The organism is Paraflavitalea sp. CAU 1676 (assembly GCF_029223285.1).
In the GTDB taxonomy this organism is placed as follows: domain Bacteria; phylum Bacteroidota; class Bacteroidia; order Chitinophagales; family Chitinophagaceae; genus Paraflavitalea.
The window spans coordinates 89520-105823 of record NZ_JARHUJ010000003.1 but is presented as its reverse complement, the minus strand read 5'-3'; the positions used below and the strand labels follow the sequence as shown (position 1 = coordinate 105823).

Annotated in this window: 5 protein-coding genes; all 5 read right to left on the bottom strand. The window is 51.9% G+C overall.

What is annotated here, in order from left to right; all coding sequences use genetic code 11:
* Positions 1-2 precede the first annotated feature (2 nt).
* Genes P2H89_RS09205 through P2H89_RS09185 form a run of 5 tightly spaced genes read right to left on the bottom strand, consistent with a single transcriptional unit; the run spans position 3 to position 16300 of the window.
* On the bottom strand, positions 3-4781 hold the full coding sequence (locus tag P2H89_RS09205; protein WP_275826418.1) for a DUF4157 domain-containing protein: 4779 nt from the start codon (positions 4779-4781) through the stop codon (positions 3-5).
* A 54-nt stretch (positions 4782-4835) separates the two neighbouring features.
* The gene (locus tag P2H89_RS09200) at positions 4836-6194 is read right to left on the bottom strand and encodes a contractile injection system tape measure protein (protein ID WP_275826417.1); all 1359 of its coding nucleotides are present in this window, start codon (positions 6192-6194) and stop codon (positions 4836-4838) included.
* The gene (locus P2H89_RS09195) at positions 6191-10063 is read right to left on the bottom strand and encodes a carboxypeptidase-like regulatory domain-containing protein (RefSeq protein ID WP_275826416.1); all 3873 of its coding nucleotides are present in this window, start codon (positions 10061-10063) and stop codon (positions 6191-6193) included. Before P2H89_RS09195 ends, P2H89_RS09200 begins: the two co-directional genes overlap by 4 nt.
* Entirely contained in the window at positions 10060-12885 is a 2826-nt protein-coding gene (locus tag P2H89_RS09190; protein ID WP_275826415.1) for a hypothetical protein, read from the bottom strand. Before P2H89_RS09190 ends, P2H89_RS09195 begins: the two co-directional genes overlap by 4 nt.
* Positions 12875-16300, bottom strand: a complete 3426-nt coding sequence (locus P2H89_RS09185; protein ID WP_275826414.1) for a hypothetical protein — start codon at positions 16298-16300, stop codon at positions 12875-12877. Before P2H89_RS09185 ends, P2H89_RS09190 begins: the two co-directional genes overlap by 11 nt.
* Between the last annotated feature and the right edge of the window lie 4 nt (positions 16301-16304).

The following is a 16304-nucleotide window of genomic DNA, read 5'->3' as shown; positions in this document are numbered from 1 at the left end:
TGTTAAAAGAAGTCATCATGGTTGATGGGCAGGTCGGCGGTTCGTGACAATCCATTCGGTTTCCATTTCGTCCGGTCGTTCACCACCGCATCTTTCGAATTGACCGGACCACTAAATTCCAGCTGGTTCACCGTAAACCCAACGCTCGTAGGTAACTTGGCGCCCGACGGTAACTTATCCTTCAAAAGCGATTTTCCGCTCTTCATTTTGTCGTTGGGAGCCCCATAATGCATGGTTACTTCCAGCTCTACGATATTATTGGCATGCACCAGGTTCTTGGTATCCTTTTCAAAGGTATTCAACATCTTCGAATTCGCCCGCTTGGGTATCGGTGCCAGGTTTTTCGTGCCAACGCCCGTACCGTACAACTCGTGGTTGATCAGGTGCCCGCGTACCAGGTTATGATTCGATCGTTTGGTAAGTACAATGTCGATTACATTTTGCGACAAGGGCGAATTGGCACCCGCTGGCTGGCTGCCCGCCTCATCCGAATCAAGCGAAAGGAACGTGGCTTTGGCATGCTCTCCATCCGCAACACCATCACGGTAAGCGATCTTTGTTTTTGGAATGAATTTCTTCTTGTTCTTCAATGGCAGCATACGTAGTAGCTCGGCAATATCCTTGAGGTAGCCACGCAGCAATTCGCCTTCGGCCGGACTAAACCCTTTATCCGCCCCCTGATATTTTCCACCGCTCTTCTTGACGGTTTCGCCAATCAGGTCAACGATCTTCTTGTGTAATGTAAAAGCTTTGGTAACCGAGCTCAGGTGTTTCTTTTTTTCATCTGCATTGCTGATGCCTTCTATCTCCCCCTTCACTTCCAGCAGGTAATTACCCAGGGCCTTACTAACGCTCTCCCGGTATAGATCGGTGCCCTTGAACCGCAGCGTATGGGTTTCGCCGCTTTCATCCGTGTATTTATTGAACAAGCCGCCCAAAAACCCCTTTACTTTATTCAATACATCAGTAGCTTTCTGTTTTACCTGCTGCTTCTTATCCTCCACCCATTTCTTACCACTCTTGATCTTGTCGTCTACCTTGTCGAGGAATTTAAAGATGCCCAGCTTCGTCATCAACTGTTTCAGCTTCTCCATCATCTTCGTAATGGCCTTATTGATGGGGTCCTTGATCTTCTTTTGAATGATCTCATTGATCTTCTTCCCGATCTTGCCCAGCCCCAATATCGCCGCCAGGAAGGTAATGGCCAGTCCCAGGAACTTTGCCAGCACATTCTCTACCATACCCGCCACCTTACCTACATTGCCGGCCAGTATCTCGCCAAACGTATCGATGATGCCCGTAATGATATTGACGATCTGCCTTGCCTTGGCAAACAGCGTACGCAAAAAGTCGATCAACGCCTTCACGGCCGTAATAAACCCCGCACCCGGTATCAGCATCGACACCACCTTGATCACAGCCGCCTCGATGATCGTAGCAATAATGAACCCCTTCGCTTCTTCCATCAGCTTTTCCTTCAGGTCGTTGAACTGCTCTTTGATGAATTCCCACAAACCTGCAATACCATCTTTCTTCACGATCGTGAAAATTTGCAGTATCTTATCGCCCGCCTTCACACCCAGGTCCGCCCCCTTCTCCAGCATCGTCACATACTTCTCCCCGATCACTTTCTTGGCGATCTCCTTGATGTTCTGGATCGAAATACCGAGTATCTGTAAAATGATACTGAGGATGCCTTTAAAATCGAACTTATCCGGCAGCACAATACCCGCATCCCCCATCTCACCGGTGATCCATTCCAGCGCGCCCTGCAGCAAATGCTTGCCGATATTCTTCACGAAATTGTTAAAGCCTTCTGAGGCGCCCTTGCACAGGTTGCCAAAGAACTTAAGCGGCGCCTTGATGATCCGTTTGCCATACTCCGCCGCCCGCTCCAGCGCCTTTTTAAGGTCGATCAGGAGGTTGATGATCTCCTTAATGGCATCCACAATCGCATCCAGCGCTTTCTCCAGCCAGCTCTTGCGCGAATCCATGATCTTCTTGAACTCTTCTTCCAACGCCATCACCCCATCGGCATATTTCTTCGCCAGGCCATTCGTCAACGCCTCCTGCTTCTCATTCACACTCTGCTGTAGCGTATTGAATTTCTCCATCACCTGCTTCGCACTCTCCATACCCAGGTCTTTCAACGCCGGTTCGAGTCCATTCACAAACACCACCACCGCTTTCTTCGCCGCTTCTATTTCATCTACGATGGCATTGAGCGTATTGGCAATCTTCGTCGTGAGCGGATTAAGCGCCTCCGACAACTCATTCTCATACTTGGTCGACTCTTCGCGGAATACCTTCTGCACCCGCCGGTTGTAATCGCCGCTGTCGAATGTCTTGGAAGCCCATTCCCAGGTAAACTCCTCATCGAGCGCATGGTTGACGCTCGTTTTAAAGTGCTCGTTGGCCCGGGCCATCACAAGATCAAACTCCTCATTGACAGTTTTGTCCAGCGCTTCCAGCTTCGCATTCACCGACAACTCCGCATCCGTATACAGCTTCTCGATCTTGTCGGATATCTCTTTTCGTTTCAATTCATCCGCACTCTTGGTGGCATTTTTCACCGTACCCACGTTGCCAAACTCCCCCTCCCTGATGTCGTGCATCAGCTGTACCTTACTGTTGATGCCTGCCTTGGCATTCTTCTTATCTTTCTCGAGTTTCTCGTCTTCAATAGCACGGTAATCCGTCTTGACGGCAGCCGCCTTTGCCTGGCTACCTCTTTTCTCTCCCAGCGCCCCGGTGAACTTCTCTTCATTCGATTCTTCCAGTTGCTGCTCGTCCACATCATTCTCTGCCATCTTCGAATCGATCTTGCCCGAGTCTTCCTCCAGCGTGATCCGCTCATCGACGATCGGCTTCGCAACGGCTTTCTCCGTATTGGGGATATGCTTATCCGGCCCCGGGTTTTCCACCACTACCTCACTGCTCTCGCGCTGTTCAACGGCCTGCTCATTCGGCGGCAGTTTCTGGGCCGACTCGATAGCACCCGCCGATGCGTTCTTCTTGCTCTTGATATCTTCCTTGTTCTGTACCTTGACCCCATCGAGGTCCTCTTTGATGACGGTGGGCTTATCGCCCTCCGGCGTCTTCTCGGCCCGCTTTTTCAACATCTCTTTCACCGCCGCCAGTATATTGTCCTTCAGCTCCTGCGCTTTGAAAGGCGCAGGCCTTGGCATAGCACCGAGGTCCTCTACCTTGATGGCCTTCGCTTTACTCAACCGCTCGTTTACCGGCGATACGGCACTGCTTTGAGCTTCACCAGCCTTCTGCTCAGCCGGGTCATGCGTTTGTTCGTGCTTCGCATTGCGGTTCAGCGAACCCTGCAACTCTCCATACGCCACATCTTTGGCCATGATCTCCTTGGGGCTCAGCGGACTCTCCTCCACCTTCTCCGCATCGGGCTTCACAGGCTCTTCACCTTCCTTTTTAGGGATATTCAGCCCTACCGGCTCCAGCGATGTATTGTAGGTATTGATGGTCGTATTGGCCGGAGCGATGGTAACCGCAGGTGCAGCTGTACCGCCTCCTCCTCCCGCTTGTTCCTTCAGCCGGTCGTCCAATTGAAAGTCTTTCTCGGGCGTAAGCTCTACGCCTTTGAAGAAGGGGTTGATATAATAATCCCAATAACTATAAGGATCTGTTTTAACCTGTATCTGTCCGCCGGTATGATTGCTGCCCGCCGTATTACCATTGATGGTGATCACCTTTACCGTGGCCAGGTCCTTGCTGTCGGTTATCTTAGCCGGATCGGTACGCACTACTAATGCATGGTGGTTATAACCGTTCTTGATCACGATATCGCCGGGGCGTGGCAGGTAGTCCCCTTTCTTATAAGCATCTGCACTGGTGAAATTGGGCTTGCCCACCTGCCAGGGCGGCGGATGGATGCCACTTTTGTGCAGGGCCCAGAACGCAAAAATGCCGCACCAGCTGGGCAGCAGGTCAACATTTTGTTCAACCCGCGTTTCGTGTTTGCCGGCCTTATTCACAAACACCTTTGTGGCTGCACCCCTGCGTACGAACTTGATATAGTCTTCCAGGAACTTGCCCGGTTTATGCTCCGATTTATCCTTGACAATATTATCGTCGCCAAACGTCGTACGGAAGTATTCTACCAGGAACTGCCAGCCCACACGCGTCTGGTCTTCATTCAAGGCATTGGAGTTCACTTTACCCTGTTCTCCTACCGCTATCTTCGCGGCCCTTTCCAAAGCCATTTGCTGGTAAGGCGTGCGGTCGGTAGGTTCCGTGAGCGGCTTCAGTTGCACCTCAACGTGGTCAGGTTGCTCGCCGGGTTCGATGGTATGAAATAGCTCATGCGCCAGCAGGGATAAACCCTCCGGCGTACCAGGTTTAAAGACATCTGTGTTGAAGAAGATCTGCTCACCCACCGTAAGGGCGGCAGCGTTGTGTTCTTTGGCGATCCTGGTGCTCAGCGGATCGGCATAGAGCCTTACTTCCGCGAAGTCTTCTCCCAGGTGAAGTTTAAAGGCAGCGACCAGCGTAGCCGGTAGCGGAAACCCATCGAGCCCTCCCACCTCCGGTGGCTTAACGGCCTGTTTGGCGGTCGGGGCCTGGGATGTCTTAAGAGCCGGCCGCTTCAGTGACCCGCTTGCCTGTTGAAAGGCCTGCACGATAGCAGCATTCCCCGTTGCCTGCCGGGCAAAATCACCGGCCTTGTCTTCCTCTTTATTGACGCGCTTTGTGCCGTTGCCAGTAGCCGACGCGCCATTCCTTTTGATGAAAGGTTCACGTTGGGCCTTTTGCATAAAAGGCCGCTTAGCCTTCGCCTTGGCCGATATGGTGGCAGACGTTTTCATGTATTAAGACCATTCCGTAACCAGGGTGCCGGGCATCCATGGCAAACGGTAATTCCTGAATCCCCAGGGTATACTATTGAGTAAAATATCTACGCCCGATTCTTCTACTTGCAAAGTGTAGTTGTCTCCTTGCCGCACCAGCTGACCTGTTCGCCGCAGGAAGGTTTCCCGGAACCCGTCAACAGAGGTATGCTGCAACACCTTCCAATGGTCGATCACCGCCTCCAGCAAGGCATTCGCTTCCCGCTGCACAAAAGCTGGCAAGGCGCCCTTCCATTCCACATAGTCCGACAACTCAACGCCACACAATAATTTCGGTAATACCAATTCTTCCTCTGGCACACCGTCGGCCGCATCACTCGCTTCCTCACCACCGCTCACACTGCCGACCACATCACTCGTAGCCTCAGCCGCTTCTTCGCCGCCCACCCCCCGTGCGCCCTCAGCCTTCCCCGTCGCCAAAAAGTACAAAGCCTGCACCGCCATCCACTGCGCCGCTTCACTCACAAAAGCATCCTCCTTCACAAAACCACAGTGTTCAAAAAAGCTTTTTATATAAGGGAACAATAGTACCAATCCTGCATGGGCGCATGATAGATAAGTATCCGGAAAGGACGGCTTCTTCGCATCTTCAATCAACTCCTCGCTCACCCCATCCGTATCCGGTTCAACCAGCCGCGCCTCATCTCCCCCTCCCCGCAACAACTGCTCCAGCAACTGTTCCTTCCTGCTCGCCGTCACAGCCCGGTTCGTCACCACCAGCTTCAACAGCACCCGCGCTGCGGCCACCGCATCTGCTTCGATCATCCGCCGCAACACCGCATATACCCGCACCGCCCGCGCACGATCGATCGCCAGCAAGGCCTCCAGCACCAACACTACCAACGCCTCTCCATGCTGGCCAAACAATCGCTGCCACATGGAAAAAGTACCCCCACTACGTAAGGTCTGCAGCAGCAAAGGCCCCAACTCCTCAAAATGCGCTGCCACGTATACCTCCATGGCCTGCCGGCTGGCCAGCAATGCATGCTTCTCCATACAGCCATGCTCCAGGTAAAATACCCATTGCTGTACGATCAAGGCCTTACTATCCGGCGAAGCCGCACTTACCTGTATCGCCTCCGCCAGCAGCCGCTGCCAGTCTCCCTCACTCAGGTTCCAGGGCAAGTCAGGTAATTCGATCGTCACCTTTTCGATGTACACGACTTCCTCACCCTTGGCCAGGCTCTCCAGATGCCGGTTCAGCAACCCCGGCAAACTATGCCGGGCCCAGTGTTTGGCAGCGCTCTGGTGCCTGCCCGCCTCCTGGTAGTCCGTCGCCGGCAACACCACACTCACCTTATGTATCACAGGATCACTCAAAGCCCTAATATTTTAGCTACTACATCAAAATCCTTTTTGTTGATCACCATGCAATAGAAGGTCGTCACGCCTTCCTGTAGCACGGCCGCAATGGGCCGCAGCCGCGGGAAGTTGCCGATCAAGCTGGTCTTCTGCGCCGGCGTGATCGTTTTCGTAAAGGAGAAGACCATATCGTCTGTCACCTTTTCACGAGAGGTGGTAAACACAAAGTCGATCAGCAGCGAAGCCGCATTCACTTCCTTGAAACTGTCGATGGCGATTGGCTTCACCTGCGGGAACTCCTTGGAGATGTCAAACTCACCCTTCGTCTTGATATCGTTCTTGCCGATATCACTCTGCAGCTGCATCGGCACCGACGTACCATTCACGGTTACATTCTTCAGCCTGACGAAATTCCCGTCCTGCGGATAAAGGATACCCACTACCAGGCTCAACCGCTTCTCGGTTTCGGGGGTTGTGGTGTCTACAATGACCTTGTTCTCATCCGGACCGGCCGATATCTCCTGTGTCGCCGTTTTCTGGTTATAGACCACCGTTACCTTCGCCTGCAGGGTGATGTCTTCCCGTTTCTTGGTAATGAAGAAACCTTCTGCCAGTTTACTTTTATCGAGCTCCATGTCCGGAGCGATCACATTTATACTGTTCAATAACGAAGGAACATATTTGCCGGGCTGACCCACCAGTTGGATCCGGAAGAAGTCCAGCTCGATCAGTGGCACGGGGATCGTTTGATCCTTGTCGATCGTGGTGATCTCGAACTCGGTATCGTCAAAGCTGGCATCCTGCACCACATACTTGAACGTCTTCTTGGGCTCCTCGGTCAATACCATAACCCCCTTCTCCACCGTAACCGGCTTATTGGTTTGCTTATCGAGCAGTGTAAAGGTCTTCGTTACCCCCTGCTGCTTTTGATTGCGGAACTGAACGGTCGTCTTGAACTTCGCAACCGGTACAGGTTTCAACACGATGTTCTCTTCGATCGGTTGATCCGTGACCTTCACGTCCTTCGAAAAGTCTTCGTACCCGGCCTTCTTACAAATGATCTTCACCGTACTGTTCTCCGAAACCAGCGCCGTATAAAAACCATCCTTGTCGGTGATGACCGTGGCATTGCCCACCAGTACGGTCACACCCGGTAGTATCGTGCCGGCTGCATCCTTCACCGTACCGCTCAGGGTAATGGTCTTGTTCTCCAACAGCGTAAACTGTATCGGTCTCAAATGCGAAGCAATGATATAAGGCAAATAGAAGTCGGCCACCACCTGGTTGGCAGCGTCGTAGATCATCAGGTAAGTCCCTCCTTTCGGAACACCACAGCCATGAGCGATGCCCGGATGCAGCTTCACGAACTTCTCCAACAAGTTCTCTACGCCCAGTCCGCCATTGCGTTTCTTATTCTCGGCATCCAGTTGAATGATCTTGATCCAGTCATCGTCATACTTAACCCGGCCCGCATGCTCCATTATCTCATCCCGGTTCACCTGGTACAGCAGCTCGTCGTTGGTGATATTTGTAAAGTAGAACGAGAAGGGCCGCAGGTAATCCATGACCTGGTCGGCGGCAGGTAACAACTCGTCTTCCAGGTTGTCGCGGTACTTCACAATGTCCAGCTCCAGGAAATTCTCGGCCAGATAGGCCTCCTGCAACTTAAGGGCACAATACAATTGCAATGCATACAGGAACAACAGCTTTTCCTTTTCATTCTTTTGCATGCCCTTCACGATCTTCAACAGGTGACTGTAAAAGCTGATGTCCGACGTATTCTTGAACTTATCGCTGCGCTTGATCGTATCCACCAGGTTGCCCAGGGTATTGAAGAACAAAACCCCGATCGTAAAGGTCGGTTGCAGTATACTTACATAAGCCGGGCTGTATTTAAGGTAAGAAATGCCCACACTCTCCTGCTTGGCCAGCGTTTGGGTAACCGGTTTGGCCTCCGCCGACAACGTTTCCAGCTCCATGTACTTCGCTTCGGTGGTATAGGCCTTGGCTTTATAGTTAGTGGTGATATTGCTCGCCATGATGGCCTCGTTGAGCACCATCTCCAGCGGCTTGGCCTTGAGCAGGATATTGATATTGTTTAAAAAGAACAGGTAACTCTTCTCCAGCTCGTCTTCCAGGATGTTGCGGATGCCCGTAAACTTGCCAGCCTTCAGTTGCAGGCCCCACAGGTAGTTGATGTTAAGGCTGATCTGCTTCAGCACTTCCGCACGCACCACCTGGTACATACTTTCCACGTCTTCGTTGATGGTGAAGTTGAAAGAATGACTGAAGGGCGCTTTCTCATTCAGTCGCAACATCAATACTTCGAAAGCCATACCATGCTTCTTGCGCAACTGGAATACCGAGTTCAACGCATTCACCGCCGGCTGACCATACACCCCCTCGATGCGGAAGAAACCATGGTTGCCTTGCATGGCATAGGGCAATGTATTATACGCCAGGTTGGTCGACGGCGTCTGGTTGTCATCGGTACTGCCGTAGAAAGTATTGTACTTGTTCAGGTTGAAATGGGCCGACTGCACATTCCAAAAGGGCGCCGTCGCCTGCTTCAGGTAATAGGGCATCGCCTGCTCCGATAGCGGATCGTATAGGTTGCCACCCGTTGTAATGCGGATATCCTTCTTATTGGGCAGGGCGGCATCGTCGAAGGCCGTTACCAGCGTCACGAGCCGCTTGATGCAAACGATCACCTTCTTCGCCAGCTCCGCCTGCTGCGTTTGCATCAGCCTCGATTGGAAGTAATGCCGGTACACCGAATAACCGGTGTACACCGGGGCATCGAAATCGCTATTGGTAGCGGAGATCAACCCCAGCAGGATGTGGTTGGGAAAAGCACCCTCATTGGTAAAGCATTTCGCTTTCAGTTGCTGCGCTTCGGTCTGTAGTTCCTGATAAGCCTTTACAAAGCACCACAGGTAATCATACACCACGCCCGATAGTGCCGGCGACTGGTTATTAGCGCTCAACACATTCGAGCTATTGATTTTCGCCACCAGCGTGTCGACCAGCGTTATGTTGGCTGGCGTCACCGTGCAGTAGTTCCGCAGATTGGTGAGCGATTGCTCAATGGCCGCTTTGTTATTGCTCAGCACATCACGGAAATCTTTGATGCAGCGGCCATACTCGTCAACCAGCACTTTCTCGCTGAAAGCGGCGTTCACCGATTTGTTCGAGAATACCGGCTTCAGGATATTGATATTGGGCAGGTGCAGCCAGGGATAGGCCAGCTTGCTCAGCGCATCCTCCGATTGTACCACATTGTTGTACTCCTTGCTCAACAGCAGCAGCGCATCTTCCTTGCTGATCACCAAAACCTTTGTTTTGAACAGGTATTTCTTGCCGCGCTCCTGGCAATTGTCTCCCTCACAGTCCTTCAGCTCTTTTTGTATGATCTCGGCAAACAACAACGCCACCTTGCCATTGATACTGGCGCCATCGATAGGCGTAGCATCATTCACGGTGTCTTCAAACAACTCCAGGATGGGTCCTGCAAAGCCGGGGAAATACAACGAAGGCTGATCCACCGATCCGGTATAATTCTCCGCCAAAGGATCCAGATCCGGCAGATAATGATAGGCCAGCTTTTCATTGGCCTGTTGCGTATAAGCCTTTTGTTTGGTGTAGGTGGTAATGCCACTGCTGCCACCCGTTTGAGAAACGATATGGCCGGCACTCGTTACGCCAATACCGTGCGTCACCTGTACCGAGTTATTCACCAGTTTCACCTGCAGTCCGCCAATCAGTCCGCACCCGATCAAAAACCGGCGCGACTGGCGCTCCTGTGCATCCAGATAGCAGGCCATCCAGTTCAGCTCGTCGGCGGTAAGCACCTGCCTCGATTCGAATTCCGGAAATATATTGATCATAGATTATTATTTTTTGGAGTTCCTAAATAAGTCTTGTCGAGGAATACCCGGGTATTGTTCTCTTCACCCTCGTCTTCGCAGCCATGCAGCGTTGCCGGGAAGTAATCGCTGCGGTGCGATTTCATCGCCTGCACCAGGGTGGTATGTTTGTCGAGATACGTCACCAGGCGCGCGAAATAATTATCGGCATCGGCGAAGAACAGCTCATATTTCGCCGTCCACCATTCGCCCAGTACCTGCTCATAATAGAGCATCGAGCCTTTATCGATCCAGCATACGCGCAGCAGCACACCTACCGGCGTTTCTTTTCTGATCAGCTTTTCAATGAAATCGCGGTAGTGTACGTCCTGGTACACCGGTACCCACGAAGGCAATACGATCGAAGCCGTAAAGGAATAAGGATCGTGACCGTCACAGGCCGTACAATCATCATCTGTACAAATGCCCAGTAACTCTGTATTGAGCGTAATCCCATTGGCCTGTACATAGGTCAGGAACTCGGGGCTCAGCGTCGGTATCCTCAGCAGGATATGCTCCAGCACATGAAAGTGGCCGCGTTCCTTTTTGTCGTTGTCGACGACGTCCGTAGCGATCCGGCGGCTGCCATCGTTTTTAAGCAGCTGGCATCCCAGCAAACGGCTCAGGCGGTGCTCATAGCCCGATAGCGGCGTCTTTAAATAGTCTGCCCCTGCCAGCAGGTTGATCGCCGCCCCCCGGTTTGCACTAATGGCGATATAGTTGGCGAGGAACTGCTGCTTCAGGTCGATCAGGTATTGATAGTAATCGGCTTCTGTGATCGCCAGGTTGTCGGTAGAGAGATAGAAGAAACTATCGATCTCCTGCAGGTTCTCTGCAAAGCGCGACAGCAGGTAGTCCAGGCTGGCATTGCGTTTCTTCAGGAAGGTGCTATTGGGCTCAATGATGTCCTGCCAGCGGCTGTCGCCACTGCCGCCCAGTAAATAACTCCGCCGCCAGTTGTTGCCGGCGCTTTTGAATTGGAGGTGCTGCACCGTCTCCCACGACAGACTTTCTTTCAATTGGTGCAGATCCTTCAGGAAATTGGCGATCAGTTGCTCAAACAACAACAGGTAGCCTTCCAGTTGTTTCGATTTGTACAGTTCCGGTTTGTTCAGGTAATTGTCGGGTAGGTTCTTGCCGACTTTGTACGTGGCCGGGAATTCATCTGCCAGGGCATAATGCAGGGCCAGGTCGCGGTACACCGGATTGAAGACCGGCATGGGTACGTCGCTGTTCCGGAACTTGACGCTGTTGGTTTGCAGCAGGTTCAGCTTGATGATGCTTTCCTTGAAGTGGGCTAGCAGCGGCAGATCGTTCTTATAGAAGGTAAGTTTGCTTTTACGCTTGTTCAACACCGGCTTAAAGCCCGCCGGCACCTTGATCTCCCATTTGTTGGTATTGGTGATCGTATTGCCATTGTCGTCCCGCAGCAGCAGGGTCACATTCCGCACATTGATCAACCCTTCCGTTTCGTAAATGGTATTGATGATGTCCGACAGGTTGATGGTGAAATCCTGGAAAGAATTTTCCCCCATCTCGCTTTCCAATATAAAGCCATGCGATAGCTTGGGTCCCTCCAGTATCTCTTCGATGGGAAGGCCCCTGGCCGTCAACTCCTGGAATGTATAGAAAGGAATGGTGGGTGATATGTATTCAATGAGCTTGTGAAAGATAGTGGCCTGAACCTGCTCGATGTCAACTTTGCTGTCTACATCGATATCTGCACAGATCTGGAAGTCGATGGTAGGTATAGCCGATAACTGCGGCAGGTAATCCTCGGCCAGGTTGCGGTTTTGGTGCAATACCGTTTGAATATCGGTGTAGGCCTTGGCCAGTGCCAGTATTTTTTTGAAACAGTTGCCCCAGAAGGCGAAATTGTTCTTCTTGAGCAGGTCCTTCAGGTCCTTTCCCGAAATGCCCTTCCCGCCCTCGAAATAGGGCACAAACGATACGTCTTTGAAGGTGAACGTGGGCACACCGCTGCACAATACCACTACATTGAAATACCATTCCGTCAATACCCGCTCATCCAGCTTGCCGTCGTTGTTGTTGTATTTGTTCTTGGGCGAAGGTTCAAAGTCCAGCGTTACATTGGCGGGGTTCACTGTATAGGCCTTGGCGATCTTCTGCAGCATCCGCTTATCGTTGATCAGCACATTCCAGTTGCTGATATCGTAGAAGATATCGCCGAAGTACTTGGGTTCATACACCCCTTCAAAGGCTTCGCCGCTATCGATATTGCCGAGTAAAGGTTGTACTTCAAATTCAATATGCACTGCATAGAGCCCGATGATGAATACCGGGTCGCTGTTCAATATGGCCGCATGATCCGCTACCGGGATGGGCGGAGACGTGACATCTTTCTTCAGCACAAGCCTCCCTCCTTTTTCATACACATACATCGGTTCATAATCGAGCACAATGCTGGTGTTGGGGTCGGTAACAGGTGTGATCCAGGCGTTCTTGATCAGGGGCAGGTCGATCAGTATCTTCCGGAAATCATTGATCGTAACCGGGTGGCAGGGCAATATCTCTTGTGGATAATAGAATGCTTTCTTTGGTAGATTGCCGAGGTCATCCGTCAGGAGGTCCTGCACCGGGAAATTCATCCGGAAGCCCACATCGGCTAGCGCATAACAAAGCGCCTCCAGGATGGTAATGCCCGGATCATGGATATTGTGGTCTGTCCATTTACCCGTGGTGGTTTGTTGTATATAAGCCATCGCCCGGTCGCGCAGCAGCGAAAAGTTCTCTACCAGCGCAGGCAATGCCTTTTCGTCGATATGTTCGTTGTTAACTTCCATAAGGGTGAACCGTTATAGTGTGTTCAGGCGCAGAGGTGATAAAATGAATAGCGGTAGAAGCATCGATGGCATCATGCACCTCCAGGTTATTCTTCAGCAGCTTCAGACTTTTGATATGGTGCACGTAGGGCAGTTCATCGATAAAGTCCACCAGCGTGGCCGCATAGATCTTCTGAGACAACGCCGGTGCGCCGCTCGCTTCGAAAGCCCAGGGCGAAAAGAAACGCATGATATCACGGTTCAGCTGGTCGCGGTAATACAAGAGGTCAAGGATATCCTCGTTCGCCTCCACTTCCAGTTCCACAGACACCACATCCCACCGGGCATTCAACACTTGAAACGAGAGAAAAGCGGAGCATTTGCTTTCCAGCCAGCTTTTCACCGCCAGGAGTTTCGATAGCGTGATCGCCGGTTGAAAATTGGGCTGCTGGGCATTCACCAGGTAATAAGGGATGAGCGTGATGAGACAGTGCCAGGGCCGGGCAATAATGCTGATGCTCGCATCATCATACAAAGCATGGTTCAGGCATTTTACTTTATAGATATTGGGAAACTGCTCCAGTATCAATTGCTCGATATCCCATTGGGTTATGCCACGGTGTTTATGCCGCAGCCGCATACTGCTGCGCCAGAAAAAATGCAGGTCGGTTTCCGTTTCGCGGCCATTGAGCGAAGGCGTATCCTGCGTCACCACTTTCACATTCGCCGTCTTGGGAAACAGGTTTTCGATCGTAGCCGGCGCCACCGATTTCCGGGCTTCCTGGTTATTGGCATCCAAAACCCGTTCTACAGCCACCCCATTCGTTTTAATGCTCCTGATGTTGGCCACCACTTCCGGATGATGATCGCAGCGGGCCACCAGCCAGTAGGTATTGGCGCCATATAGAAGCTGGTTGTCGGGCGTCGCAGTCACCGGCAAGGTCAGCTGCACAATGCCCGGCTGCAGGAAATGATTGGTCGTATCGGTCACGCGAGAGGGATCAAGTGCTTCGATCTTCTCTTCGGTCACGAAATGCCAACTGATCTTAGCTTCCTGTTCCGATTGCTCGGCCGTTTCTTCGGCTATGTCAAACAGCAGACTGATACTCTGCCCCGGCGTAATATTGGTGAGTCCTATGTATAGGTCGCCCTCATAATTATTGAAACCCAATACCGAATAGTCGGGCAGCAACGTGAGGCCGCTCGGCTTGTTCACCTTGCGCTCTCCGAATGGATACAGGTGAACGGTGAGGTTGTTCCGGTATTCATCCCAAAACCTGAACCTTAACTGTAAGTACCTTTCCCGCAACGCTACCTTCTGCCGGCGCTTGTTCGCATACGGCACATACAGCGAGGTAATGAATCGCCTACGGTTCAGTAATTCATCGATAAAGATGACGGCCCGCTGCGTTTCCTTTTCATACACCAGCTCTTCCAGGTCGCCCTTCATATCGATGGACTTTACCAGCAGTATACGTGGCAAAGGAGTCAGTACGGTCGTCGTGGTATTGCCGCGCTTCAGCGTAGAGGTAGCATTGTAGAGATGGTCATTCTCAAGCCTTACGATCAGGGTAGATGCCCCGTCATTGTCGAAGGCGGATATCAGACTGCTATCCTGACCGGCAACGGTCGTCACATCGGTACCGTTGATGCTCATCGGTACGGCCTCCTTCAGCCCCTCGGCCCAATGGAAGGTAATATCCAGCTTGTCCGTGTATTGAAGATAGGGATGGTAAACCCTGAACGAGGCGCCCGATTGAGAGTTCGCCCCAAACGCTACAAAGCTGGCGGCCCCATCTATCATACCAAAGGTGGTACGCACCTGGGTGGGCGTAAACGTTTGCTGGTAGGCCTTCACTTTGATCTTTAGCAATTGCTGCTTTAGTAGAAAACGATACAGTTGCAGGTAATCGTCCGTATCCTCGCTTTCCCGGACCGGCGATGCCAGTTTGATCCTGGCATTCACCCCCGTCTTAACGGCCACCTTCAGGTCCTTTTCGATCTTTGTACTGATCTTCAGCCAGTGAAGCTCGGTCACCGCATTTGTCACTACCAGGCTGGCTTCCGTACCGTCTGTAAGCAATAAGGCAACCTTGGTATTTTCCAGGATCTTCGAGCTGGCCGGCACATCCACGCCAAACTCAAACTCAAAATCGATCACCGTATCTTTTTTCTGCATACTCACCAGCATCTTAGCCTCGATGCCCATGCCGGTATACGAGTCGCTGATATCGTTGAAGGCCAGCCACGCATTGTTGGCCTGCCATTCGGCATTGGCCGCATCGTCTGCCCCGGTTACGGTAAACAACTCATTTTGCTTCCACACCCGCACGCTCGATTTGATGGCGGCGATCTTCGCGCTGTTAAGCACCATATCCCTGGTCGACTGATAATACACCGGTTTACCCGCGCTGTTCTTGCCCGCTTTGAAAAGGGAGTTCCTGCCCAGGAAATACTGGTTTACGTTCTTGGCCAGTTCCAGGCTCACATAGGCCGTATCCGGCAACACGCGTTGCTTCTGCAGGCGCAGAATATCGCTGAACACAAAGGCGGTATGCTGATGGATCAGCTGATTGTACCGCGCATCATACAGCATCACCAGTTTGCAAAAGGCGATTAGTAAACCAATATGCGGTTCGTGGTCATTGTTCGTAGTAGTCAGTTCCTGCAGCTTACCGGAAGCCCAGGTGTTGAATAACTGCTGCACCTGCATCAACGCCCGGAAGAAAGTATAGGCATATTCATTGGCAGCTTTGATCTTGTCTTCGTCGGTAAGATAGATATTGAGCACCGGGTCTACCGGCAGGTTGGCCGGATTGTAATAGGCATGCAACGAAGCCGTGAGATCGGCCTCCACCGGCGGAAATACCAGGCCGTTAAAGGCTGGCGTAGCTACCTTTTCACCGGCGCCGATCAGGATCGGCGGGCCCACCAGACACTCCTGCAACAGCGACTCGTAACGCATGAACAGGTTGCTCACCGTATCTCCTTTCAGGATAGATAATACCTGCGGCTGGTTTTCGCCGCTCATCGAATCGCTGATGGTCTTGTAATACCAGAACAGGTATTGCAGTACCGAAAAGCGTTGCCAGGCCAGCTTCTTATATTCAGTAACAGAGATCGTGTTGTCGTTGTTGAAACCGTTGATCTGCGGCAGGTTTCGGAAGTATTCATGCAGCTCGGCCACCGAAAGCGTTACAAACCTCGATAACTGGAAGATGGCATCTTTCTTCAGCAGGTCGTTCCAGGTATGCGACGCACCACCCGTATCATTAAAGAACAGTACATCTTTCGATAACTCGAAGATGATCTTGAAGTAATCCTTCAGTGAATCGGTGCGGATGGAATAACCATCCTCCAGCACCAACTTATTGCTATAGGCCACCGCTCCTTCCGAAAGCGGGTAATTGGAGATATTTGAGATTAATTTGCCCACAGCC